The sequence below is a fragment of the Rhodobacter flavimaris genome, assembly GCF_021378075.1.
GTDB lineage: Bacteria > Pseudomonadota > Alphaproteobacteria > Rhodobacterales > Rhodobacteraceae > Rhodobacter > Rhodobacter flavimaris.
This window is the reverse complement of sequence record NZ_JAJUOS010000003.1, coordinates 56,010-78,660: the sequence shown is the minus strand read 5'-3', so window position 1 is coordinate 78,660 and position 22,651 is coordinate 56,010. Positions and strand designations below refer to the sequence as shown.

General features: G+C 66.2%; 24 protein-coding genes. 10 read left to right on the top strand and 14 right to left on the bottom strand.

The window, feature by feature from the left end; all coding sequences use genetic code 11:
• The first annotated feature begins 152 nt into the window (after positions 1-152).
• The 3 genes from LZA78_RS05095 to tgt all read left to right on the top strand — a co-directional run bounded on the left by LZA78_RS05095 (position 153) and on the right by tgt (position 3,307).
• A complete protein-coding gene (locus LZA78_RS05095; protein ID WP_233675858.1) occupies positions 153-1,640 on the top strand; it encodes a leucyl aminopeptidase in 1,488 nt (495 codons plus the stop codon).
• Between the two features lie 4 nt (positions 1,641-1,644).
• Complete coding sequence (locus LZA78_RS05090) at positions 1,645-2,097, top strand: DNA polymerase III subunit chi (protein ID WP_368861012.1); 453 nt, start codon at positions 1,645-1,647, stop codon at positions 2,095-2,097.
• A 79-nt stretch (positions 2,098-2,176) separates the two neighbouring features.
• Positions 2,177-3,307 (top strand): tRNA guanosine(34) transglycosylase Tgt, encoded by a 1,131-nt coding sequence (gene tgt, locus LZA78_RS05085; protein WP_233675856.1) that lies wholly within the window; start codon positions 2,177-2,179, stop codon positions 3,305-3,307.
• 6 nt (positions 3,308-3,313) lie between these two features.
• On the opposite strand, the gene LZA78_RS05080 is transcribed toward tgt, so the two are convergent.
• A complete protein-coding gene (locus LZA78_RS05080) occupies positions 3,314-4,000 on the bottom strand; it encodes an AAA family ATPase (protein ID WP_233675855.1) in 687 nt (228 codons plus the stop codon).
• Positions 4,000-4,620: a thiamine phosphate synthase gene (locus LZA78_RS05075; RefSeq protein WP_233675854.1), complete on the bottom strand. Its 621-nt coding sequence runs from the start codon at positions 4,618-4,620 to the stop codon at positions 4,000-4,002. The genes LZA78_RS05080 and LZA78_RS05075 overlap by 1 nt, the downstream gene beginning before the upstream one ends.
• Positions 4,621-4,740: 120 nt before the next feature.
• Between LZA78_RS05075 and LZA78_RS05070 the strand changes: the two genes are divergently transcribed.
• The 4 genes from LZA78_RS05070 (at position 4,741) to LZA78_RS05055 (ending at position 8,907) form a co-directional block, all read left to right on the top strand.
• Positions 4,741-5,472 (top strand): RNA methyltransferase, encoded by a 732-nt coding sequence (locus LZA78_RS05070; protein ID WP_233675853.1) that lies wholly within the window; start codon positions 4,741-4,743, stop codon positions 5,470-5,472.
• 38 nt (positions 5,473-5,510) lie between these two features.
• Positions 5,511-6,221 carry a hypothetical protein gene (locus LZA78_RS05065; RefSeq protein ID WP_233675852.1) on the top strand — a complete coding sequence of 237 codons (711 nt, stop codon included), beginning with the start codon at positions 5,511-5,513 and terminating at the stop codon, positions 6,219-6,221.
• Between the two features lie 77 nt (positions 6,222-6,298).
• A complete protein-coding gene (ctaA, locus tag LZA78_RS05060; protein ID WP_233675851.1) occupies positions 6,299-7,441 on the top strand; it encodes a heme A synthase in 1,143 nt (380 codons plus the stop codon).
• Positions 7,438-8,907: a carboxypeptidase M32 gene (locus LZA78_RS05055; RefSeq protein WP_233675850.1), complete on the top strand. Its 1,470-nt coding sequence runs from the start codon at positions 7,438-7,440 to the stop codon at positions 8,905-8,907. The genes ctaA and LZA78_RS05055 overlap by 4 nt, the downstream gene beginning before the upstream one ends.
• Here LZA78_RS05055 and LZA78_RS05050 read toward each other — a convergent pair.
• From LZA78_RS05050 to LZA78_RS05000, 11 genes are all read right to left on the bottom strand, one after another.
• A complete protein-coding gene (locus tag LZA78_RS05050) occupies positions 8,895-10,271 on the bottom strand; it encodes a cytochrome P450 (protein ID WP_233675849.1) in 1,377 nt (458 codons plus the stop codon). The genes LZA78_RS05055 and LZA78_RS05050 overlap by 13 nt on opposite strands.
• Positions 10,268-11,470, bottom strand: coding sequence for a hypothetical protein (locus LZA78_RS05045; RefSeq protein WP_233675848.1), 1,203 nt, complete (start codon positions 11,468-11,470; stop codon positions 10,268-10,270). Before LZA78_RS05045 ends, LZA78_RS05050 begins: the two co-directional genes overlap by 4 nt.
• A 41-nt stretch (positions 11,471-11,511) precedes the next feature.
• Positions 11,512-12,198 carry a M48 family metalloprotease gene (locus LZA78_RS05040; protein WP_233675847.1) on the bottom strand — a complete coding sequence of 229 codons (687 nt, stop codon included), beginning with the start codon at positions 12,196-12,198 and terminating at the stop codon, positions 11,512-11,514.
• Positions 12,199-12,229: 31 nt separating this feature from the next.
• The gene (locus LZA78_RS05035) at positions 12,230-12,817 is read right to left on the bottom strand and encodes a DedA family protein (protein ID WP_233675846.1); all 588 of its coding nucleotides are present in this window, start codon (positions 12,815-12,817) and stop codon (positions 12,230-12,232) included.
• Positions 12,814-13,173, bottom strand: coding sequence for a hypothetical protein (locus LZA78_RS05030; RefSeq protein WP_233675845.1), 360 nt, complete (start codon positions 13,171-13,173; stop codon positions 12,814-12,816). The genes LZA78_RS05035 and LZA78_RS05030 overlap by 4 nt, the downstream gene beginning before the upstream one ends.
• Positions 13,170-14,351, bottom strand: a complete 1,182-nt coding sequence (locus LZA78_RS05025; RefSeq protein WP_233675844.1) for a vWA domain-containing protein — start codon at positions 14,349-14,351, stop codon at positions 13,170-13,172. Before LZA78_RS05025 ends, LZA78_RS05030 begins: the two co-directional genes overlap by 4 nt.
• Before the next feature lies 1 nt (position 14,352).
• Positions 14,353-14,517: a hypothetical protein gene (locus LZA78_RS05020; RefSeq protein ID WP_233675843.1), complete on the bottom strand. Its 165-nt coding sequence runs from the start codon at positions 14,515-14,517 to the stop codon at positions 14,353-14,355.
• A gap of 29 nt (positions 14,518-14,546) precedes the next feature.
• Complete coding sequence (locus LZA78_RS05015) at positions 14,547-15,941, bottom strand: DUF2927 domain-containing protein (protein ID WP_233675842.1); 1,395 nt, start codon at positions 15,939-15,941, stop codon at positions 14,547-14,549.
• Between the two features lie 229 nt (positions 15,942-16,170).
• The gene (locus tag LZA78_RS05010) at positions 16,171-17,148 is read right to left on the bottom strand and encodes a methyltetrahydrofolate cobalamin methyltransferase (RefSeq protein WP_233675841.1); all 978 of its coding nucleotides are present in this window, start codon (positions 17,146-17,148) and stop codon (positions 16,171-16,173) included.
• A 2-nt stretch (positions 17,149-17,150) separates the two neighbouring features.
• Positions 17,151-18,041: a methylenetetrahydrofolate reductase gene (locus LZA78_RS05005; protein ID WP_233675840.1), complete on the bottom strand. Its 891-nt coding sequence runs from the start codon at positions 18,039-18,041 to the stop codon at positions 17,151-17,153.
• 11 nt (positions 18,042-18,052) lie between these two features.
• A complete protein-coding gene (locus LZA78_RS05000) occupies positions 18,053-18,364 on the bottom strand; it encodes a virulence factor (protein WP_233675839.1) in 312 nt (103 codons plus the stop codon).
• A gap of 264 nt (positions 18,365-18,628) precedes the next feature.
• Here LZA78_RS05000 and LZA78_RS04995 point away from each other — a divergent pair, with 264 nt between their 5' ends.
• The 3 genes from LZA78_RS04995 (at position 18,629) to LZA78_RS04985 (ending at position 21,583) form a co-directional block, all read left to right on the top strand.
• Positions 18,629-19,747 (top strand): Ppx/GppA phosphatase family protein, encoded by a 1,119-nt coding sequence (locus LZA78_RS04995; RefSeq protein ID WP_233675838.1) that lies wholly within the window; start codon positions 18,629-18,631, stop codon positions 19,745-19,747.
• Entirely contained in the window at positions 19,744-20,505 is a 762-nt protein-coding gene (locus LZA78_RS04990) for an RlmE family RNA methyltransferase (RefSeq protein WP_233675837.1), read from the top strand. The genes LZA78_RS04995 and LZA78_RS04990 overlap by 4 nt, the downstream gene beginning before the upstream one ends.
• 97 nt (positions 20,506-20,602) lie before the next feature.
• The gene (locus LZA78_RS04985) at positions 20,603-21,583 is read left to right on the top strand and encodes a GAF domain-containing protein (RefSeq protein WP_233675836.1); all 981 of its coding nucleotides are present in this window, start codon (positions 20,603-20,605) and stop codon (positions 21,581-21,583) included.
• On the opposite strand, the gene LZA78_RS04980 is transcribed toward LZA78_RS04985, so the two are convergent.
• Positions 21,580-22,584, bottom strand: coding sequence for a YeiH family protein (locus tag LZA78_RS04980; RefSeq protein ID WP_233675835.1), 1,005 nt, complete (start codon positions 22,582-22,584; stop codon positions 21,580-21,582). The two genes, LZA78_RS04985 and LZA78_RS04980, sit on opposite strands and share 4 nt — an antisense overlap.
• Positions 22,585-22,651 lie beyond the last annotated feature (67 nt).

The window sequence follows — 22,651 nt, the reverse complement described above, 5'->3', positions numbered from 1 at the left end:
TCATCCCCCAAGGATGTTTCACTCTCTCTAGCGTGTCGGGGCGGCGCGCGAAAGGCCCCGGAGCGGGGCGCTTTTCATTTTCGCGCGTGCGCCTTAGGCTCGGCGCGGAAACCCGCCGGTGCAATCCGGCCGCAAGAACCCCGAGGACCGCCATGACCCATCCCGTCGCCATCCGCTTCGTCGAAACCGAGCTTGATGATCTTGCCGCGCGCGAGGGGCGCATCGCGGTGCTGATCACCCCCGAGGGCAAGCTGACGGCGGCAGCGCGGCGGCTCGATCGGCTGACGCGCGGGGCGGTGGCGCGGGCGGTGGGCTCGCCCGCCTGGGGCAAGCTCAAACCCGGCGATGGCATGGTCATCGGCTGGCCCGGCGGGCTGGCGGCCGAGGCGCTGGTGCTGATCTCGCTGCCGCGCAAGGCCTCGCTGGTCGATGCGCGCAAGGCGGGTGCTACCGTGGGCAAGGCGCTGGACGAAAAAGGCGCGCTGGTGATTGCTGAAAACCACCCGTCGGCCGCCGAGATCGCCTTTGGTCTCGCGCTGCGGGCCTATCGTTTCGACTACCTCAGCGAAGAGAAGAAACCCTTCGGCACCGTGTCGGTGATGGTAGCCCACCCCGAGGAGGTAGCCGCCAAGGCCGCCCCCCATGCCGCCTTGGCCGAGGGCGTGTTCTTCACCCGCGATCTGGTGAATGAGCCCGCCAACATCTTGACCACCGACGATTTCGCCGCACGTCTGGCGGCGATGCACGAGTTGGGTCTGGACGTGCAGATCCTTGAGGAAGACGAGCTGAAGGATCTTGGGATGCGCGCGCTTCTGGGCGTGGGGCAGGGCTCGGAAAGCCCCTCGAAGGTCGTGGTGATGCAGTGGAACGGGCTTTCGAAACCCGCCAATGGCGACGCCGAGGAAGAACCGCCGCTCGCGCTCGTGGGTAAGGGGGTGTGCTTCGACACCGGCGGCATCTCGATCAAGCCCGCCGCGGGGATGGAAGAGATGACCATGGACATGGGCGGCGCGGCCGTTGTGGCGGGCGTCATGCGCACGCTTGCGCTGCGCAATGCGCCGGTGAATGTCGTGGGCCTTGTCGGGCTGGTCGAGAACATGCCCGACGGCAAGGCACAGCGCCCCGGCGATATCGTCAAGTCGATGAAGGGTGATACGATTGAGGTGATCAACACCGACGCCGAAGGGCGTCTCGTGCTGGCCGACGTACTCTGGTATGCGCAGCAGAGGTTCCGCCCGCGCGCGGTGATCGACCTTGCGACCCTGACTGGGGCGATCATCGTGGCACTCGGGCACGAAAACGCGGGCGTATTCGCCAATGACGACGGCTTTGCGCAGGATGTCGTACAGGCCGCGCGGGCCGAGGGCGAGGGCGCCTGGCACATGCCGCTGCAACCCGCCTATGACAGCCTGATCAAGTCGCGTCTTGCCGATATCAAGAACACCGGCGGGCGTTGGGCGGGGGCTATCACCGCGGCGGCGTTCCTGAACAAGTTCGTCAAATCGGAAACGCCCTGGTGCCATATCGACATTGCGGGCGTGGCCTTGCCGCCCGGCGAAACGACGCTTGCTCCCAAGGGCGCCAGCGGCTGGGGTGTGATGACGCTCGACCGTCTGATCCGCGACAAGTTCGAGGCCTGATCGCGTGCCCGCGCTGTTCTATCATGTCACCCAATCCCCGGTGGAGGAGGTCGTCGCAAGCCTTCTCCAGCGCGCCTTGGGGCAGGGGTGGCGGGTGGAGTTGCGCGGCACGGATCGGGCGCGGATGGACTGGTATGACCAGAGGCTCTGGCTGGGAAGCGACGAGGCCTTCCTACCCCACGGTTTGGCGGGCGGGCCGCATGACGATCTGCAACCCGTCCTGCTGACGACCGCGCCCAAGCCCGAGGGGATGCAGGCGATCATGGCGCTTGATGGCGCCGAGGTCAGCCTGGACGAGATTGCGCAAAAGGAACGCGTCTGGATCCTGTTCGACGGTCGCGATCAGCCGGCGCTGGAGCGCGCCCGCGCGCAATGGCGCGACCTGACCGGCGCCGGGGCCAGCGCGCAATACTGGAGCGAGGAAGGCGGCCGGTGGGAGAAGAAGGCCGAGAAGTGACCGGCGCGCCCGCCAATCGGTTCTTCCCATCCGCCCCCATACGCGCTACATGCCCGCCCTGATCCAGGGGAGCGCCCTCATGACCCAGAAATTCGGCTTCACGCTTCACGCCACTGACGGCAAGGCCCGCACCGGGGTGATCCGCACCCCGCGCGGCGAGGTTCGCACGCCCGCCTTCATGCCGGTGGGCACCGCCGCGACCGTCAAGGCGATGATGCCCGAAAGCGTGGCCGCGACCGGCGCCGATATCCTTCTGGGCAATACCTACCACCTGATGCTGCGCCCCACAGCCGAGCGGATCGACCGCCTCGGCGGGCTGCACAAGTTCATGAACTGGCAAAAGCCGATCCTGACCGACTCGGGCGGTTTCCAGGTCATGAGCCTCGCCAGCCTGCGCAAGCTGACCGAAGAGGGGGTGCGCTTCGCCTCGCATATCGACGGCTCGAAGCACATGCTGACGCCCGAACGCTCGATGGAAATTCAGAAGCTGCTCGGCTCGGATATCGTGATGGCCTTCGATGAATGCCCGGCGCTGCCCGCGACCGATGAGGAAGTTGCGAAATCCATGCGCCTGTCGATGCGTTGGGCGCAGCGGTCGCGCGATGCCTTCGGCGACCGGCCGGGCCACGCGCTGTTCGGCATCATGCAGGGCGGAGTCACGCGCGATCTGCGCGAGGAAAGCGCCGAGGCGCTGAAGAAGATCGGCTTTGAGGGCTATGCCGTCGGCGGCCTTGCGGTCGGTGAGGGGCAAGAGGCGATGTTCGGCGTGCTCGATTATGCGCCCGGTTTCCTGCCCGAGGACAAGCCGCGCTACCTGATGGGCGTGGGCAAGCCCGACGATATCGTCGGCGCGGTCGAGCGCGGCATCGACATGATGGATTGCGTGCTGCCCTCGCGCTCGGGGCGCACGGGGCAGGCCTGGACCCGCCGCGGGCAGGTCAACATCAAGAACGCGCGCCACATGGACGACCCGCGCCCGCTGGACGAGCATTGCACCTGCCCGGCGTGCCGGAATTACTCGCGCGCCTATCTGCACCATGTGTTCAAGGCGAGCGAGATGATCTCGGGGATGCTGCTGACCTGGCACAACCTGCATTACTATCAAGAGCTTATGCAGGGTTTGCGCGACGCCATCGCGGGGCAGCGACTGTCCGCTTTCGTGGCCGAGTTCCACGCGCAGCGCGCGGAGGGCGATATCGAGCCGCTCTAAGCCTTCTCAGGCGCCAAAGACCACGAAATCGGCCGCGCGGTTTTCCCTGCGGATCAAGCGGCCGTTCGGCAGATCGTTCTCCTCGATCTTGCGGCGAGCCTCCTCGGCCGGCAGATCCTGCCAGCGCCGGGCAAGGCGGGCGCGCAGCTCGTCCTCGGGAACCTCAAGGCGGATCGACAGGTCGTAAAGCGGGAAGAGGCCGCGCCATTCAGGCCGCGTCAAAAGCAGGTAGTTGCCCTCGATCAACACATAACGCGTCGCGGCGGGAACAATGGCGCCGTGCGGGTCGGGCTCGTCAACCTCGCGGTCGAAGGTCGGCACCGTCACATCGGCGCGGGCCGCACGCAAGGTCGTCAGAAGGTCGTTCAGCCCGGCCACATCGAAGGTCTCGGGCGCGCCCTTGCGGGCCAGCAGGCCAAGCTCGTCGAGTTCGGCATTGCTGCGGTGAAAGCCGTCCATGCCGACTACGGAGGCAGAGCCCGGCGTATGCGCGTTCAGTTGCGCGGCCAGTTCCTCGGCCAGATGCGATTTGCCCGACCCCGGAGCGCCCACGATCGCGATCAGGTTTCGGGCGCCGTCCAACTGGCGGATATGCGCGGCCAAATCGGCGCGGTCCACGCGCAGTTCGCTGTCCATGAAGGCGCCCACATCGCCCATGGGGCCGTTGGAATCGCCCAGCCAGAACTCGGCCATCAGCCCATCGCCGCGATCAGGCTGCCAAGCGCGGCAGCCGGATCGTCCTGCGACCAGATCTCTTCGCCAACACCGAAGAAGTCGGTGACGGGCGCAAGCTTGCACACGAGGTCGAGCGTCAGCGCACCCTCGGCGACGACCGGCACCTCGATCATCTCGGACCACCAGGCGAAAAGATCGTGCCCGGCGCGCTCGCCGCTGCCAAGGCCGCTCTCGCCCACGGGGCCAAAGCTGACGTAATCGGCGCCGGCTTCGCCCGCGTTCATCCCGTCATGGCGCGAGGTGCCGCAAAAGGCGCCCACAATGGCGTCCTGACCAAGCGCCTTGCGCGCCGCGCGGACCGAGCGCGCGCCATCCGTCAGATGAACGCCGTCAAGGCCGTGGCGCTCGACCAGCTGAATGTGGTTCTCGATCACCAGCGCCACGTCATGCTCATGCGCTACCAGACGCACGGCATCCGCCGCGCGCATCACCGCATCCTCGTCGCGCGTGGCCAGGGCCAGGCGGATACAGGCCACCTCATGCGCACCCAGAACCCCGCTTAGCAGGTTGGGGAACACGTCCAGATCGAAGCTCGGGGGCGTGACGAGGTAAAGCTGCGGGCGGTCCTGATCGGGCATCGGGCATCCTTGCGTTCGGGGCCCGGACAGCCGGGCAATGGTTGGATGCGTCATAGCGCATGGGCGCCGACCTTGCCAGAGGGGCCGTGCACGCGTATGGGGGCGGGGAAAGGACCAGCCATGACAGAAACCCCCGTTTTCATCCTCGTTCGGCCCCAGATGGGCGAGAATATCGGTGCCGCCGCGCGCGCGATGCTGAACTTCGGCCTGACGCGGATGCGGCTGGTGGCGCCGCGCGATGGCTGGCCGAACCCCAAGGCGGTGGCCATGGCATCGGGCGCGGCGGGCGAGGTGCTGGAATATGCGGGCATCTTCCCGAGCGTTCCCGACGCGATCAGCGATTGCGACTTCGTCTTTGCCACAACCGCGCGCGGGCGAGAGCTGACAAAGCCGATCTACACCCCCGAAACCGCGATGGAGGAAGCGCGCAAGCGTATCGCCGCCGGGCAGAAGGTAGGGGTGCTGTTCGGACCCGAGCGGACCGGGCTTGAGAATGACGATGTCAGCCGCGCCAATGCGATCATCACCGTTCCGGTCAACCCGGCGTTCCCCTCGCTCAACCTCGCGCAGGCGGTGCTGCTGACGGGCTATGAGTTCATGCGACAAGAGGTCGGGGCCGTTCCGGTCGATCCCGGCCTTGCCGGCGCCGATGTCGCCAGCCGGATCGAGGTTGAGAAGCTTGGCGATCACTTCGAGGAACGCCTTGAAGAGGTTGGCTTCTTCTTCCCGCCCGAGAAGGCGCCGAACATGAAGCTCAACCTGCGCAACCTGTGGTCGCGGATGCCCTTTACCCGTGCCGATGTGCAGACGCTGCACGGGATGCTGCGGCAAATCACCCGCCAGCGCCGCTAAGCCTTGCCCGCCCCGCACGTCCTGCCCAGAGTGGGCGGATGATGCGGCGCATAAGAACAATCCTGATTGCCCTGCTGAGCGGCGCGGCCCTTGGGCTGCTGGCGCTTGCATGGTTCTTCCCGGTCCTGCGTGGCGCGGCTTGCCCACCCTGCGCGGGGCTTGAGCGCGCCGAGGCAGGGCTTTGGGTAGAGGCCGAGATGCCCGCACACGCGCGCGCCGCGCTGGCGGCGCAGATACGGGCCGCGCGCGGGCGAGTTGCCGATTTCTACGGCCCGCCGCAGGCCCGGCTGATCGTTCTGGCCTGCATGAGCGACGCTTGCGACCGACGCCTTGGCGGGCGCGGCGCGGCGGCGGTGACCTATTCGCTCGGGGGCCGCTCGGTCGTGCGGATCGCGCCGCAGGGGCTGTCGCCGGTCGTGCTGACCCATGAATTCGCCCATACCGAGACCCATGCGCGCCTTGGCATGTTCGCGCAGATCACCGGGCGCATGGCGACCTGGTTTGACGAGGGGCTCTCGGTCCTGATCTCGAACGATCCGCAATATTTGCGCCCCGGTTTCGGGCCGGGTCGCTGCCTTGTGCCGCCGCCCGCCGAGCTGCCGAAAACCCCGCATTCCTGGGCGCGCCAGGCCGCCCGCGACCCGACGCTTTACGCGCAGGCCGCCTGCGCCGTTCTGCTTTGGGCAGAGGCAAACGGCGGGCTGGCGCAGATTCACACCGAACTGGCAGAGGGGCGGCGGCTTCCCTGATGCTGCGGGGTGCCCGCGCCCTCTTGCTCCTGCCCCAGCAGCGGCCTAGGTTCGGCCTGAGCCAGAGGGAGGCACGGATGAGCCAGAAGCGCAGCATTTTCGAAGAGGTGGGGCAGGCCGGTGCCGCGCCCGCGCCACGCGGCGGCATGATCGACCAGCGACCCAAGGGCGCGCGCGCGGCGATCCGGCTGTGGCTCTTCGTGCTGTTCGCGCTGGTGGTGGTGATGATCGGCGTTGGCGGGGCCACGCGGCTGTCGGATGCCGGGCTGTCGATTACCGAATGGAAGCCCGTGACCGGCGCGCTGCCGCCCATGTCCGAGGCTGACTGGCAGGCGGAATTCGAGAAATATCAGCAAATTCCGCAATTTGCCCTGCAAAACCCGAATATGACTCTGCCCGAGTTCAAGGGCATCTACTGGTGGGAATGGGGCCATCGTCAGCTTGGCCGCGTGATCGGTCTGGTCTGGGCGGTGGGCTTTATTGGCTTCTGGGTGACCAAACGCATCCCCAAAGGGTGGGCGCCGCGCCTGCTGGGGCTTGGGCTTCTGGGCGGGCTGCAAGGTGCGATCGGCTGGTGGATGGTGGCCTCGGGGCTTGAGGGCAAGATGACCTCGGTCGCGTCCTATCGCCTCGCGATCCATCTGGGGCTTGCCTTCGCCATCCTCGGGCTGATCGCCTCTTATGCCTTCACGCTTGCGCGCAACGAGTCCGACCTGATGCAAGCGCGCCGCTTGGGCGAGCCCGCACTGGCCGGCCTTGCCACCGGGGTGCGGCATCTTGCCTTTGTGCAGATCCTTCTAGGGGCGCTGACCGCCGGGATCGACGCCGGGCGGGGCTATATCGACTGGCCTCTGATGGGGGGCGAGTTCTTCCCGTCAGAGGCTTTCGCCTACACGCCGCTCTGGACGAATTTATTTGAGAATCCGGCGCTTGTTCAGTTCATTCACCGTATGGTGGGCTATCTGCTGCTGGCCTTCGGGCTGTTCGTGGCCTTTCGTGGGCGCCGCTCGGCTCATGCTGTCACGCAAACCGCCTTCGCCTGGGTCGGCGCGATGCTTTTGTTGCAAGTTGCCCTTGGCATCGTCACGGTGATGCATGCAGCACCGATGGGGCTGGGGCTGGCGCATCAATTCGGCGCGGTCGTCCTGTGGGTGCTGACCATCCGCGCCCAACACCTTGCCCGCACGCCCGTCGTGCAATCAATCCGGGGATCGAAATGACAGCTTTTCAGGAACTCATCGCCTATCAACGCGAGACCGAGGCGCTGTCGCATATCGCTGAGCGGCTTGGTTGGGATCAGGAAGCCATGATGCCGCGAGGCGCGGCCGAGCAGCGCGCAGATGAGATGGCCGCGCTTGAGTCGGTTCTGCACGCGCGCCGCACCAATCCGCGGATCGAGGTCTGGCTGACCCGCGCCGAGGCGAAAACCCCCGAAGAGGCGCGCTTCATCGATCTTGTTGCGCGCAGCTACAACCGCGAGACGCGCATCCCCGCGCGGCTGGCCAGCGAACTTGCGCGGCTGACTTCGCTTAGCCAGGGAATCTGGGCCGAGGCCCGCGCCGCCGAAGACCCCTCGGCCTTCCTGCCGACGCTCGAAGAGGTCGTGCGGCTCAAGCGCGAGCAGGCGGCCTGCCTCTCCGAAGGCGATCTTTATGACGCGCTGGTCGATGATTACGAGCCGGGCGTGACCTATCGCGAGCTTGGCGCGATGTTCGACCGGATGCGCCCGCGTCTGGTGGCCCTGCGCGAGAAGGTGCTCGGCGCCGATCGCAAGGTGGCCAAGCTTGACCATGTCTTCCCCGAGGCCACGCAGCTGCGCATCGCGCGGATCGCGGCGGCGGCGTTTGGTTATGACTGGACGCGCGGGCGGCTGGATATGGCGGTGCATCCGTTCTCGTCCGGCTCGGGCAACGATGTGCGCATCACCACCCGCGTGGTTGAGAGCGATCCGTTCAACTGCATCTACTCGACCATCCACGAAACCGGCCATGCCTGCTACGAGCAGGGCATCGACCAGCAGCACCTGTTCTCGCCGCTCGGGCGGGGGGTGTCGATGGGCGTCCACGAAAGCCAGAGCCGGATATACGAGAACCAGTTGGGTCGCTCGGCCGCGTTTACGGGCTGGCTGCACACCCGTATGGTCGATGCCTTTGGTGATTTCGGCATCGACAGCCCCGACGCGTTCTACGCCTGCGTTAACCGGGTCAATCCGGGCTATATCCGCACCGAGGCGGATGAGCTGCATTACAACCTGCACATCATGATGCGCTTCGATCTGGAACGCGACCTGATCGCGGGCAAGCTTGAGGTCGTGGATCTCGAAGAGGCCTGGAACGCCCGGTTCGAGGCCGATTTCGGCGTCAAGGTGGACCGGCCCTCGCACGGGTTCTTGCAGGATGTGCATTGGTCGGTGGGGCTGTTCGGCTACTTCCCGACCTACAGCCTTGGCAATGTCTATGCCGGTTGCCTTAACAAGGCGATGCGCGACGCGGTTCAGGGGATCGACGCGGCGCTGGCCGAGGGCTCGGCCAAGCCCGCCACGGACTGGCTGCGCGCAAACCTGCAATGTTTCGGCGGCCTGCGCCCGCCGCGCGAGACGATCGAGCACGCCTGCGGCTTCGCCCCGAGCGAAGAGCCACTGCTGGATTACCTCGAAGAGAAGTTCGGCGCGATCTACGGCCTCTGAGCACGGCGCGGCGTCAACCGCAGCCAGATCCCGTCCTTGCCACGCACCGTAAGTTGCGCGACGGGGACGGGGGTGCGGCCCGCGACCGGCTCCAGCACGAAATCGCGCGCGATCATCGACAGCAGCAGCGGCCCCTCGGCCATGGCAAAGCCTGCGCCGGGGCAGACGCGCGGGCCGGTGGAAAACGGCAGATAGGCGCAGCGTGCGGCGGTTCGGGCGTTCTCAGACTCCCACCGGGCGGGGTCGAAGGCGTCGGGCGCGTCCCAGATGCGTTCATGGCGGTGCAGGTGCCAGGGGCTGATGACGATCTGGTCGCCGGGGCGGATGGGGCGTTCGCGGAAGGTCTCGGGGCAGGTGACCTCGCGCACGAGCATCGGTACGGGTGGATACAGGCGCAGCGCCTCGCGAAACACCGCGCGGCTTAGGCGCAGCGCGCCAAGGACGGCGAAGTCGCCGGGCGCGGTGTCGAGGGCGATTGCCTCATCGGCGACGCGCTCCTGCCATTCCGGATAAAGCGCCAGCAAATAAAGCGCCCAGGCCAGCGCCGAGGCCGAGGTCTCATGCCCCGCCAGAAAGAAGATTGCGACCTGATCGACCATCTCATCGGTGTCGAAGCCGCGCCCGGTTTCGGTGTCTGGCGTGGTCATGATCTTGGTGGCCAGATCCGCGGGGGCACTCCCTTTGGCGATCTGCCGCGCGCGTTCGGCGGTCAGGCGGGTGATGAGGCGGCGGATGTGCCGCGCGGTGGCCTTGGTCTTGCGCGCATGAAAGCGCGGAAACCAGCGGGGCAGCGGTAAAAAGGCCCCGAGGTTCAGCACCGGCGCGGTGCGCTGATGCGCGCGGAAGCCGTGAAAGACCGCAGAGGCGGTCTTATCCTCGATCGGGATCGAGAACAGGGTGCGAAAGATCACATCCGCCGCGGCGTGGGAAGTTTCCTCTTCGATATCAATCGGATGCACGCCATTTTTAAGGTGCAGTCGCGCGACGCTGGCTGCGCCTGCTTGCCACATTGCGGGGAAGCTATTGCGCAGCTTGCCGCCCTCGAAGGCCGGGTCGATGATGCGGCGCTGGCGCGCCCATGTCTCGCCATTGGTCAGGAAGACGCTGTTGCCCAGAAGTGGGCGCAGCCCCTCACGGATCCGGTTCGATTTGGGGAAGTCCTGCGGGCGATCCTTGAGAACGCGCGAGACAAGCTCGGGGTCGTTGCACAGGTAGGAGCGGAAGAATGGTGTGCGGAACTCGGCCATCCAGGCCCGGTAAAGCCGCGCGGGCTGTGCCGAGAGGATGTCTTGCCGAAACAGCCGCAGGTAGCGCCAGAGCGAGACGCGATCGGGGCGGGCGGCGGGTTTGGGCGGCAGGGTCATGCAAGCGACGTATGGCGGTTGACGGGATGCTCGATCCGGCTTTTTGAGGGCGCGCGCCCGGCGAAACGATCCCCGAGGGTTTCGGGGCCAGCGGTGATGCGGAAATAGTCATAGTCGCGCGGCTGCTCAAAAGCGCAAAGATATTGGAAATGCAGCCGGAAAAAGCGCCAGCGCAGGCGGGCCCAGGTCTCGGGTGCGAGGGTTTGTGTGAAGGCCGCCGAAAGGATCAGCGGCCAGCGCTGATCTGCGGGCGAGACCCCCGACACCTTGACCGGGTCACACAACGCAAAGGCACAGCCATCGCCCGGCGCGGTCACATCGACCCATGCGATATCCTCGCGCGCCGACAGGAACGCCAGATCGCGCCGCAGACGCTGCGCATCGGGCAGGAACGAAATCATCGGCACGACCTGCCCGAGTGTCAGCAGCGACAGGCCCGACGCGTGGCCCTTGTCGCGCAGAAGGTCGGACAGGATCGACACGGCCAGATGCGCGCCCGAGCTGTGGCCGACGACCAGCACCTCGTCCCAACCCTCGCACAGGGCGCGGGCGATGGTATCGCGGAAACGCGCCATCCGGGCCTCAAGCTCGGGCGGGTAAGCCCCGCGCCAGCGCGCCGAGAAGGCGAAGTCATGCATCAGGTAATAGGCGAAAATGCGGCGATCCATCGCACGGAACCAGCGCAGGCTGAGCGCCGCAGCTGCAAGGCCAATAAGCGCGGCGGGGATCTCACCGAGCAGCCCGCGCGTCAGCGCCGCCACCCCCCAGCCAAGCACCACGGCGACGATGGCCTGCACCAGCAGCACCGCCACTGGATAAAGCGCCGCGATGATCGGCCCCTTGCGCAGCCGCATCAGACGAAACAGCGAGCCGCTGGCGGTGTAGATCCAGGCCGTGCGCAGCAATTGCCCATATGTGGCGGGGATCGAAGCGCCCATCGAGCCCTGCACGATATCGGACCACAGCAGCACCTCGAATTCGGTCTCGACCCTGCTGCCGTCTTGCGTCGAATACACCCGCCAGCCATGCGATCCGGCATCGCGCACGGGGGAAAGCGCGATCTGATAGCCCGAGATCGCGGCCTGCCGGGCGCTTTCGCTGCGGTATAGCTCGCGGTAGCGGCGCGGGGGAAAGGGGTCGTAGCCGGGGATGTAGAACACCCGGCGCCGGCGCACGCGTTTGGGGGCGGTTTCACTCATGACGGCTGACCGTAGCGGAAGCGCGCGGCGAAGGTAAGACGTTACGCGGCACCCCACCGCTGCGCATTGGCCTTGATCGCCGCGACGCGCAGTGGGGTCTTGGGATGGGTCAGCAGCCAGGCGGGAATACCCTCACCGGGGTTCTTGGTCAGCGCATCGAGCTTTTCGAACAGCGAGATCTGCGGCTCGACCCCGATCCCGGCCTTGATCAGCAGGGCAGAGGCGAACTCGTCCGCCTCGAACTCGTCGCGCTGGCTGAGCCGCGCGGCCAAGGCTGTCGTCAGAACATTGGCGATCCAGATGCCAATGAACGGCAGCAAGCGGCCAAGCAGCGTCATCAGCAGGATGCGCAGGGCGTTCTGGCCGGAGAAGTCGATCATCCGCCGCCGCGCATGGCCGCGGGCGACGTGGCCCAACTCATGCGCCACGACCGAGCCGATCTCTTCGGGGGTGACCTCGCCCGCGCGGTATTTCTCCATGAAGCCCTCGGTCAGGAAGATCCGCCCGTCGGGCGCGGCAAGCCCGTTCACGGGGGCGACCTGAAAGACGTGGACGGGCAGCTCGGGCACGCCAAGCGCCTCGGCCAGCCGATCCAGCACGGGTTGCAACCGCGTGTCGCGCAGGCGGCGCGAGTTCTGATCCAGCTGGCGCTTGAGCGACCAGGCCGAGAAGTGCCACAGCGCGAGGCCGTAGAGGATCAGCAGGATGAAAGGAAGAAAGCGGAGCATGGACAGAATATGGGGCGCGGGGGCGACGCGGTCAACGATGCCGCCAGAGCCACCAGCCAAGCGCCACAGCCAGCGCACCCGCCGCAAGGAAACCAAGCGCGTTCGCCGCCAGATCCGCCGCCGCATCCAGATTGGCACCGAACACGATCCCAAGCCCGACATAGAGCGAGACCCAGACAGCCTCGCCTAGGGCACCCGCAAGGCTGAAGCGCGGATGGGCATAGCCCGAGGCCCCGGCCGCCAGATTGACCCAAGGCCCAAGCGCCGAGAACATCCAGCGCGTGAAGAAAACCGCAACGGCGCCTTTCTTTTCAAGCTGGTTCAGCGCGCTGGCCACCAGCTTGCCGCGCTTGGTCTCGGGGCTCGGCAGCACCCGCCGCGCGCGGCGCCCGACCCAGAAGCCGGTCTGATCGCCGACAACCGCGCCCACATAGGCCGCCCCCGCGACGCTCGCTAGCTGCAAATCGCCCGAGGCTACGAAGGCCCCCGAGGTGATCATCATCAGCGAGGATGGGACCGGGATCGCGAGGCAGCTGAGGAAGGTCGTGATGCCAAGCAGCCATGGCCCATAGACCGGCAGCTGTGCCATCAGCCAATCGGTCACGACCGTGCCCGTCATCGACCCGGAGCCGCCAGTTGGGGCAGGGCCGCGTCGAGCTTGTTGATCAGCGCGGAAACGGGGACGTTCAGCACCTCGGCGATCCGCTCCAGCGTGGGCGGGCCCGAGCCGACAAGCTCGGGGCCATTGCTGATGCCGAGGGCGGCGTCGACCTCCTCGACATGCAAATGCCAGCTGCGTGCAATGTAGCCCGGTGTCATCCAGGCCTCGGGGTGCTGCTGGCGATGCTCGGGGTCGGCCCAGTAGATCGCGCGGGCCACCATCCGGCCGCCGAAGAACAGCGTCAGCCCGACCGCAACCGCAAAGGCGATCAGCACAAGGCGCTGTTCGTGCCAGAGGCGGCGCAGGCGGCTCATCCCAGTACCTTCATCGCCCGCGTGATCCCCTCAAGGGTCAGCGGATACATGCGGTTCTCGAAGATCTCGCGGATGAGACCGATGGACTGGGTGTAGTTCCACAGCCGCTCCGGCTCGGGGTTGAGCCAGACATTGTCGGGCCATTGCTCGCGCGCGCGGGTCAGCCAGAGCTGTCCTGCCTCCTGGTTCCAGTGCTCGTTGGCGCCGCCTGCGTGGGTGATCTCATACGGGCTCATCGAGGCATCGCCCACGAAGATGCATTTGTAATCGGGGCCATAGCGATGCAGCACGTCCCAGGTGGGCGTGACCTCGTCCCAACGGCGACGGTTGGATTTCCACACGCCCTCGTAAAGGCAGTTGTGGAAATACCAGTATTCGAGGTGCTTGAACTCGGCCTTGGTCGCCGAGAACAGCTCTTCGACCAGCTTTACATGGGCATCCATCGAGCCGCCGACATCGAGAAACAGCACCACCTTGACGGCGTTGTGCCGCTCGGGGCGGGTTTTGACGTCGATGTAACCCGCCTCGGCCGAGGCGCGGATCGTGCCGGGCAGGTCAAGCTCTTCCGCCGCGCCGTGGCGCGCCCATTGCCGCAGCCGCTTGAGCGCGACCTTGATGTTGCGGGTGCCCAGCTCGATATTGTCGTCAAAATCGCGGAACTCTCTTTTGTCCCAGACCTTTACGGCGCGCTTGTGACGTGACTCGTGCTGCCCGATGCGGACGCCTTCTGGGTTGTAGCCATAGGCGCCGAAGGGCGAGGTTCCGGCCGTGCCGATCCACTTGTTGCCGCCCTGATGGCGGCCCTTCTGCTCTTCGAGGCGCTGCTTGAGCGTCTCCATCAGTTTGTCGAAACCGCCAAGCGCCTCGATCTGCGCCTTTTCCTCTTCGGTCATGTGGCGCTCGACCAGTTTGCGCAGCCAGTCTTCGGGCAGATCGACGGCATTCAGAACATCATCTGAGCTTATGGCTTCAAGGCCCTGGAATGCCTCGGAAAAGGCGCGGTCAAAGCGGTCGAGGTAACGCTCGTCCTTGACCAGCGCGGCGCGGGCGAAATAGTAGAACTCATCGACGTCATAGGTGCAAAGACCGGCTGCCAACCCTTCGAGAAAGCTGAGATATTCGCGCAGGGAGACCGGCACCCCCGCGCGTCTGAGCGTATCAAAGAACGGCAGGAACATCTCAGATTGCCCGGTCGATCAGGATCGTGACGATCACGCCCAGAGCGCCAAGCGCAATCGCGTGGACGGCAGCATATTGCGCCTTGTCGAACCCGTTTCCGCCCGCGCGGGCCGCCTTGCGGTAGCCCCAGATCGCGCCGACCAGAACCGCTGCGATAACAATCATTCCGCCTCCTAGCGGGCGCCAAGCGCCGCTCAATTCACCTGCGCTCCGGCCTTGGCCAGCAGCGCGATTTCGGTCGCCCGGGCACGAGCCGCGGCATCCGAGCCAAAGCCATAGCGCGCCCAGTTGGTCGAGTCGAGCCGCGCTTGTCGCGCGGCCTCGGCTTGCCCAAGCCGCGCAAGCGCCTCGGCCCGGATCAGCTGGATCGTGGCGATCAGCGCGCCATTCTGCGCGGCCTGCGCGGCCGGAAGCGCGCGGTCTGCCAGCGTCAGCGCCTGCTCGGTGCGCCCCGTGCCAAGCGCCACGGCGGCCAGCTGCACATCGACATGGGCGATGTGAATCGCGGTGCCGGGGATATTGGTGTAGATCGCGCGGGCGTTCGACAGTGCCTGCACCGCCCCCTGCGGATCGTCGCGCATCGCGAGGCGCCCAAGCGCGAACCAGGCGAAGGCCGCGCGCGTGTCGTGCCAGCCCTCGGCCCGCGCGATCGAGAGCGCCTCCTGCGCCGCGCCAAGGCGCCGTGACGGGTTCGACTGCGCACCCAAGGCGGCCTCGATGGCGCTGATAAAGGCGCGCGGCGTGGGGCTTGAGTAGGTCTCAAAAACTGGACCGCCGCCAGGGTTGAGGCGGGACAGAACCGTGGGAAGCTGCGCCGCTACGGCGCCTTCGGTCATGCCGGGGCGCAACTCGGGGGCGTTGTAGGCGCGCAGGATCAGCATGTCGAAGCGCGTGAGCACGGTGTGGAAATTGTCGTCGTTCCACACCGAATAGGGCAGCCGATAGAGGTCGTTCAGCGGGCCGAGGGCCTGGCTGAGCTCTTCATGCAGGCAGTCGCGGATCTCTTGTTGGGCCGCGTTCGTGGGAATGAACACGCTGGCGAGGCGGCGCGTCGTGACCTGCGTCCAGTCGGTGGTGCCGCCGCGCCGGTTGCGGCGGAAATCGTCCCAGCCATCGACATTGGGCGCAACGAAACAGGCGGCGTTCGGGACGCTCGATTGCAGTTGGCGCTCCGAAACGAAGGCAACCGTGATGCGGTTCGCCTGACCGGGGGCGGTGGTCACGCTCAGCCCGGCCTCGCTGCGCAGGCGGGCGACCAGACGTTCGAGTTCTTCGCGCGCGCCGGACGGAGCGCCGGGGGCGAGGGTGATCGACACCGGTCCCTCAAAACGGCTGAAGTATTGTAGATCGCGGCCGGTTTCGAGCGCGAACGTCAGATCAAGGAAGTCGCGCGCAATCTGCGCGTTCGACGGCATGGCCGCGGGCGGCGCGGCGGGCGCGGCCATCAGATCCGCCCCGATCTCGGGCATGGTATGGTGCGGCGGGCGGGCGCGGGTTGAGGGTTGCAAATCGCCCTGCGGAACACAGGCGGCAAGCGTGATCGCAATCGCTGCAAGCTGCGAAAGCCGTTGTAAGCTGCGCTGGATCACTGGCCTGCCATGCGATTCAATCCCGCCCGGATCTGAGTTTCAGTTTAATTATGGCCCGTAACGCCCTGATAAAACACGACTGCTGACGTCAGAGTGTGTCCTTGCCCTGATCCTCCCACCATCGCATTGCCATCGTCAAGCCTGACACATCGGATCGGCGCGCACAAAAGCAAGACGCCCCGGGCGATCGACCCGGGACGTCTTGTTTCATTACGCAATTAGCGTGGGATCAGCCGCGTGCGCGACGGCGCCCGCGCCCGCCACCGGCGGCAGCTGCTGCGGCCGAGGCCTCGCCGAAGGTCGCGCCTTCTTTCATGGCTTCAAGAACCTTGGCCAGCTTGATCCAGTCGGTGCCGTTCGCGTCGTGATCCATCAGCAGGTTGGCGGCGCGGATGGCCTCCATCTCCTGGCTGCGGACCGGATTCATGATGGCCGAGGTCATGCCCGCGCCGATGGCCATGGGCAGGAAGGCCGCGTTGATGCCGTGACGGTTGGGCAGGCCGAACGAGATGTTCGACGCGCCGCAGGTGGTGTTCACGCCCAGTTCGGTGCGCAGGCGCTGCACGAGCGTGAAGACCTGACGGCCCGCCGTGGCCATTGCGCCGACCGGCATGACCAGCGGGTCAACCACGATGTCATGCGCGGGAATGCCAAAATCGGCGGCGCGCTCGACGATCTTCTTGGCGACGGCAAAGCGAACGTCGGGGTCTTCCGAAATGCCCGTGTCGTCGTTCGAGATCGCCACGACCGGCACGTTGTATTTTTTGACCAGCGGCAGAACCAGCTCCAGACGCTCTTCCTCGCCGGTGACCGAGTTCAGCAGCGGACGGCCCTCAGCGGCCTCAAGGCCGGCGGCCAGCGCGGCGGGGACCGAGCTGTCAATGCACAGCGGCACATCGGTGATGGCCTGCACCCGGGCGATCAGTTCGGCCATCAGCGGCGGCTCGACAAAGTTGTTGTCGGCATAGCGCGGGTCTTCGGCCATCTTGTTCGAGAACACAGCGCCCGAGTTGATGTCGAGCACCGTCGCGCCGCAGGCAACCTGTTCCAGCGCGTCCTTCTCGACGGTCGAGAAGTCGCCCATTTCCAGCTCTGCGGCCAGCTTCTTGCGGCCGGTGGGGTTGATCCGCTCACCGATGACGCAGAAGGGCTCGTCAAAGCCGATCACGACGGTCTTGGTTTTGGACTCGATTACGGTGCGGGTCATGATCAGCCTTTCGTGTGGTCCGCGATCCAGGTCGCGTTGCTCGTGATACCCCCGAGGGGGAAGAAATGCACGGCTTCAATGCCGAAGTTCGGATTGGCGGCCTTGTGGGCGGCAAGTTCGGCCACCAGCTCGGTCGGCTCGAAGGGCATGAGCAGCTTGGTCACGTCCTTGGCGCGCTTTTGCAGCACGCGCAGCGAGGGGCCTACGCCGCAGGCGATGGCGAATTTGAGCAGCGTTTGCAGCTTGGCCGGGCCCGCGACGCCGATATGGATCGGCATGTGGATGCCGTTGGCGGCCAGGTGGTCGGCCCAGGCGATGATCGGCTTGGCCTCGAAGGCGAACTGGGTGACGATCGCCATGTCGGCATCGGTGCGCTCGGAATAGGCCTGCTTCCAGCGCAGAGCCTCCATCACCACGCGATCGCCGCCATCGGCGTCGATGTCACGGTTGCCCTCGGGGTGGCCAGCGATGTGCAGGCGCGAGAAGCCGTTGAAGGCGCGGCTTTCGATCAGCTGCATCGAGTTGTCGAAGTCGCCCGCCGGATGCTTGACGCCGCCGCCCAGAAGCAGCGCCTGATGAACGCCAGCCTCACCCTTGTAACGGGTGACCCAGTCGTTCAGCGTGGCCTCGTCCTTGATGATGCGCGCCGGGAAATGCGGCATCGGCTCAAAGCCTTCCTCGCGCAGGCGCTTGGCGGTGGCGACCATCTCTTCGATCGGCGTGCCTTCGATATGCGCGATATAGACCCGCGTGCCCTTGGGCAGGAGCGGCCGGAAGTCGTCGATCTTGGAGGCGGTGCGCGGCATCACCTCGATCGAGAAGTCATCGAGGAAGGCGGTCACGACCCCATTGGTGGGGATCGCGGTGTCGCGGCGGAAGTTCAAAAGCGCCATTCCTGTCTCCGTCAGGCGGGCGGGGAGTGTTCCCAGCCATTGTTGTCGATCAGCGCAACGATGCGCTTGGTGTCATAGTCCAAAAGAATCCGGGCGAGTTCGGCCTCGGCGGCCTCTTCGTCCGAGCCATCGCGGAGCCCGACCGCAACCTTGCGCCATTCGGCGAGATAGGCGTCGCTGTCCTTCGCCCCCACCTTCATGGCGCAGCGGTCGATCGCCTGCTCAAAGCGCTCGGGCAGGGGCTTCTTGACCCCGCGCCGCCCTTTCCCGGCGATGATCTGCGCCGGGATGTCGCGCCAGAAGACGATGGTGATCTCTGCCATGATGATTCCCTCTTTCCATACAGATACGCCCGGAAGCGACGCGCCCGGTGACGGTTTTCGACATTTGACGAGGGGTTGGCGACCTCGCTGCATTTGCTTAGCCAAAGCGCGACATTCTTGCCACCGCGGGGGATCGGAAAAATTCACATCATAAAGATGAGGGTGCCTCATGCCGCGTAACTCCACTGTCACGGATACGACACCTTGAACCGTGACGAGCAAGCCGCTACCTTGGGGGTAACTTGAAATCGGAGGGCGTGAATTATGGCGCCCAGGCGTCCCCGGTCCGCGGGCGCGTTCCCGAAAACGGTAGAGCCGACCGCGACCCAAACCGCCGAGAAGGGCGAGCTTTACGCTGCGCTCGATCTTGGCACCAACAGTTGCCGGATGCTGATTGCCCGACCGAAGGGCAATCAGTTTCAGGTCATCGACAGCTTTTCCAAGGCTGTTCAGCTGGGTCAGGGGCTTGAGGCCTCTGGTCGGCTTTCGCGCAGTTCGATGGCGCGCACCGTTCAGGCCCTGCAGATCTGTCGTCGCAAGATCGAGGCGCATGGCGTCAAGCGGATGCGTCTTGTCGCGACCGAGGCGTGCCGCCGTGCCGGAAACGCGCGCGACTTCATCCGCTTCGTGCGGCGCGAAACCAGCCTGCCGCTGGAAATCATCCCGCCCGAAGAAGAAGCGCGGCTGGCTGTGATCTCCTGCGCCTCGCTGGTCAATCCGCGCACCGAACAGCTTCTGGTCGTGGATATCGGAGGCGGCTCGACCGAGCTGGTGTGGATCGACATCTCGCATGTGCCGCCCGTCGACCGTGCGCGGGCTATCATGCGCCTGTCGGGCGGGTTCAACCAACCCGAGGGCCCCGAACCCGCCGCCCGCGTGGTGGACTGGATCTCGGTTCCGCTTGGCGTGGCGACGCTCAAGGACCAGTTCGGCGATGTCGAGGACGACGCCGCACGCTTTGCTCTGATGAGCTGGTTCTTCGAGGAGAAGCTTGCCGATTTCTCGCCCTACAGCCTTGGCAGCCCGCATGAGGGCTTCCAGATCATCGGCACCTCGGGCACCGTCACCACGGTGGCAGCCTGCCATCTCGGACTGAAACGCTACGACCGCACGCGGGTCGATGGTCTGACGATGACCTCGGACCAGATCGACACCGTGATCCGCAGCTTCCTTTCGCTCGGCCCCGAGGGGCGCCGGGCCGACCCGCGCATCGGGCGTGACCGGCATACGCTGATCATGTCGGGCGCGGCAATCTTGCAAGCCCTGATGCGGGTCTGGCCGACCAACCGGATGTCGGTGGCCGACCGCGGATTGCGCGAGGGGCTGCTTTACGCACAAATGGCCGCCGATGGCGTGCTCGAAGAACTGGGACCGATCAAATGACCAAGACCCCCACCGGGAAGAATACCTCGGGCCGTGGCCAGCGCGACCTGCGCGTGCGCGTCAAGACCGCCAAGGGGCGCAAGCTCAGCTCGACGCTCTGGCTGGAGCGCCAGCTGAACGACCCCTATGTGGTGCGCGCCAAGAAAGAGGGCTATCGCGGCCGCGCTGCCTACAAGATTCTTGAGCTGGACGAGAAATACCGCTTCCTCGTGCCCGGCGCGCGGGTGGTGGACCTTGGCTGTGCCCCGGGCGGTTGGTGCCAGGTCGCGGTCAAGCGCGTGAATGCCCTGGGCGAGAAGTCGGGCAAGAAGGTGGGCACCGTGCTGGGGGTCGACCTGCAAGAGGTCACTCCGATCGCCGGGGCCGAGATTCACCAGCTCGATTTCCTCGAAGATGGTGCCGATGAGAAGGTCAAGGCTTGGCTTGGCGGCAAGGCCGATGTGGTGATGTCGGACATGGCGGCGGCGGCCTCGGGCAACCAGCAGGTCGATCACCTGCGCATCATCTCGCTTTGCGAGGCGGCAGCCTATTTCGCCTTCGACGTGCTGGAAGAGGGCGGCACCTTCGTTGCCAAGGTTCTGGCAGGCGGGGCCGAGCAGGAATTGCTGACCGTTCTCAAGAAGAACTTCGACAAGGTCGCCAACGTCAAGCCGCCGGCGTCGCGTAAGGATAGCTCGGAGAAATTCGTGGTTGCTCAGGGTTTTCGCGGCAAGCGCCACGAGGAAGGCGTCCCCGGCGCCGTGGCGGACTACGACTAAGGTCTAATACGATCTACGACCCTGCGGCGTTGTGCCGTGGCTGAAACCGCCTATCCTCTGATGCAGGACGCGTCGGAAAGAGGGGAGGCTTTTCGCCATGACGTCGCTTGCTCGGAATACGGCACGCAATCACGTCGATATCGTGCGCTCGGTCGTTGCCTCATCCGCCGCCCTCGGGCGCGCGGGCTTTGCGGCAAGCTGGCGCCGTTCGTTGATCCATCACAAGCTTGACCCCGGTCAGCACCGCCCGCTGGAGCGACTCTCGGCGCCCGAGATGCGCGCGCGGCGCGAGGAGTCGGGGCTGCTGGTGCAAATCGCCGCGCCGGTGCTGGATCGACTGGCGCGCGCGGCCTGCGATGCGGGCTGTGCGGTGCTGCTGTCGGATGCCGATGGGTTGGTGCTGGATGAGCGGGTGCGCGACGGCGACCGCGGGCATTTCCATGCGTCGAACCTCGCGCCCGGATCAGATTGGTCAGAGGGGGTCGAGGGCACGAATGGCATAGGCACCTGCGTGGCCGAGGCGCGGCCCGTCGTCGTCTGGCGCGATCAGCATTTCCGCTCGACCAACACAAGCCTGACCTGCATGGGCGCACCGGTTTTCGGCGCCTCGGGGGAACTGGCGGGGGTGATCGACGTAAGCTCCGCCCGCGCGGACATGACCGAGGGCTATGCCCGCCTTGTCGCGCTGACGGTGCAGGACGCCGCGCAGCGCATCGAGGCGGATCTGTTCCGCGCCTCTTACGATGGTGCGCGTATCCTCTCGACCGGCGCGGGTGAAAGCGCGCCGCAGGGGGTGATGCTGCTGGCGCTGGACCGCGACGATCTCGTGATCGGAGCAACCCGTGCCGCGCGCCGCCATCTGGGGATCGAGGATGGCCAGATCGGGCGACTTCCGGCGAATGACCTTTTCGACCTTGGTCGGCGCGAGACGCTAAGCGGCTTGGATGAGGCGCAGCGGGCCGCGATGGCGCGGGCCTTGGCGCGCAACGGCGGCAATGTCTCGGCCGCGGCGCGCGATCTGGGGATTGGTCGCGCGACCTTCTATCGCAAGGCCAAGGCGCTTGGGCTTGAGGTCTAGAGCGCCAGCACCAGCCCGAGGCCCGTGACCGAGACGAAGACCCACGCCAGTGCACCCAGCACCAGCGGCCGCAGGCCCTTGAGGCGAAGTTTGCCGATGTCGGTCTCCAGCCCCATCGCGGCCAGCGCGGTGGTCAGCAGGAAGGCCGAGGCAGTGGCGATCGGGCCAAGCCATGCGGCGGGCAGGATCGTGGCGGAGTTCAGCGCGACCGCTGCGATGAAACCCAGAACAAACCACGGCTTTGGCGCGCGCCCCGTGGCCTCACTGCGCCCCGAGCGGCGCGCGAGCGCGCCAAGGCCGAGGATCAGGGGCGCAAGCAGCATCACACGGCTCAGCTTGGCGACTGTGCCTGCCTGACCTGCCACCTCGCCCTGCGCGAAGGCGGCGCCGACGGCCTGCGCGACCTCATGGATGCTGGCGCCCGCCCAGAGGCCATAGGGTTCGGCGGCCAGATGCAACACGCCTGCGAGCAGCGGGAAGCCCAACATCGAGAGCGTGCCGAAAACCGTAACGCAGGCGATGGCATAGGCCACGTCCTCATCGCGGGCCCGGGTGACGGTGTTCACCGCCAACACCGCCGAGGCGCCGCAAACTGCGCTGCCTGCCGCGATCAACTCGGACAGTTTGCGGTCCACACCCAGCATCTGCCCGGCGGCCTTGGTGAACAGGAAGGTCGCGAGCAGCGTCAGCACAATGGCCATCAGGCCCGGCGCGCCGACCTCGGCCAGTTGAGCAAGCGTCAGGCGAAAGCCGAGCAGCACGATCCCGGCGCGCAGAACCGGACGCAATGCGAAGGCGATGCCGGGCGCTGCCGCGCCGGGCACGCCGCGCGCATTGCGGATGACGATGCCCGCAAGCATTGCCAGCACCATCGGGTTCAGCGCGGCGATGCCCGAGACCTGCTGTGCCAGCGTTGCAACCGCCGCGATCCCGGCAGCCAGCGCCAGCCCCGGTGCGAACCGGAAAATGAAGGGGGCGGGAAGGGCGGCGGTTGGGGACATGATCGGCTCCGTCAGGGTAGGGCCATCATGGCATCAATGTCGTCATTCGATCCAACTCATTATTCTT

What these genes read in the sequence shown, in the direction of transcription:
- LZA78_RS05095 (WP_233675858.1), top strand. Translation starts at nt 153, where the DNA reads ATGACCCATCCCGTCGCCATCCGCTTCGTCGAAACCGAGCTTGATGAT.
- tgt (WP_233675856.1), top strand. Translation starts at nt 2,177, where the DNA reads ATGACCCAGAAATTCGGCTTCACGCTTCACGCCACTGACGGCAAGGCC.
- LZA78_RS05080 (WP_233675855.1), bottom strand. Translation starts at nt 4,000, where the DNA reads ATGGCCGAGTTCTGGCTGGGCGATTCCAACGGCCCCATGGGCGATGTG.
- LZA78_RS05075 (WP_233675854.1), bottom strand. Translation starts at nt 4,620, where the DNA reads ATGCCCGATCAGGACCGCCCGCAGCTTTACCTCGTCACGCCCCCGAGC.
- LZA78_RS05070 (WP_233675853.1), top strand. Translation starts at nt 4,741, where the DNA reads ATGACAGAAACCCCCGTTTTCATCCTCGTTCGGCCCCAGATGGGCGAG.
- LZA78_RS05065 (WP_233675852.1), top strand. Translation starts at nt 5,511, where the DNA reads ATGATGCGGCGCATAAGAACAATCCTGATTGCCCTGCTGAGCGGCGCG.
- ctaA (WP_233675851.1), top strand. Translation starts at nt 6,299, where the DNA reads ATGAGCCAGAAGCGCAGCATTTTCGAAGAGGTGGGGCAGGCCGGTGCC.
- LZA78_RS05055 (WP_233675850.1), top strand. Translation starts at nt 7,438, where the DNA reads ATGACAGCTTTTCAGGAACTCATCGCCTATCAACGCGAGACCGAGGCG.
- LZA78_RS05050 (WP_233675849.1), bottom strand. Translation starts at nt 10,271, where the DNA reads ATGACCCTGCCGCCCAAACCCGCCGCCCGCCCCGATCGCGTCTCGCTC.
- LZA78_RS05045 (WP_233675848.1), bottom strand. Translation starts at nt 11,470, where the DNA reads ATGAGTGAAACCGCCCCCAAACGCGTGCGCCGGCGCCGGGTGTTCTAC.
- LZA78_RS05040 (WP_233675847.1), bottom strand. Translation starts at nt 12,198, where the DNA reads ATGCTCCGCTTTCTTCCTTTCATCCTGCTGATCCTCTACGGCCTCGCG.
- LZA78_RS05035 (WP_233675846.1), bottom strand. Translation starts at nt 12,817, where the DNA reads ATGACGGGCACGGTCGTGACCGATTGGCTGATGGCACAGCTGCCGGTC.
- LZA78_RS05030 (WP_233675845.1), bottom strand. Translation starts at nt 13,173, where the DNA reads ATGAGCCGCCTGCGCCGCCTCTGGCACGAACAGCGCCTTGTGCTGATC.
- LZA78_RS05025 (WP_233675844.1), bottom strand. Translation starts at nt 14,351, where the DNA reads ATGTTCCTGCCGTTCTTTGATACGCTCAGACGCGCGGGGGTGCCGGTC.
- LZA78_RS05020 (WP_233675843.1), bottom strand. Translation starts at nt 14,517, where the DNA reads ATGATTGTTATCGCAGCGGTTCTGGTCGGCGCGATCTGGGGCTACCGC.
- LZA78_RS05010 (WP_233675841.1), bottom strand. Translation starts at nt 17,148, where the DNA reads ATGACCCGCACCGTAATCGAGTCCAAAACCAAGACCGTCGTGATCGGC.
- LZA78_RS05005 (WP_233675840.1), bottom strand. Translation starts at nt 18,041, where the DNA reads ATGGCGCTTTTGAACTTCCGCCGCGACACCGCGATCCCCACCAATGGG.
- LZA78_RS05000 (WP_233675839.1), bottom strand. Translation starts at nt 18,364, where the DNA reads ATGGCAGAGATCACCATCGTCTTCTGGCGCGACATCCCGGCGCAGATC.
- LZA78_RS04995 (WP_233675838.1), top strand. Translation starts at nt 18,629, where the DNA reads ATGGCGCCCAGGCGTCCCCGGTCCGCGGGCGCGTTCCCGAAAACGGTA.
- LZA78_RS04990 (WP_233675837.1), top strand. Translation starts at nt 19,744, where the DNA reads ATGACCAAGACCCCCACCGGGAAGAATACCTCGGGCCGTGGCCAGCGC.
- LZA78_RS04985 (WP_233675836.1), top strand. Translation starts at nt 20,603, where the DNA reads ATGACGTCGCTTGCTCGGAATACGGCACGCAATCACGTCGATATCGTG.
- LZA78_RS04980 (WP_233675835.1), bottom strand. Translation starts at nt 22,584, where the DNA reads ATGTCCCCAACCGCCGCCCTTCCCGCCCCCTTCATTTTCCGGTTCGCA.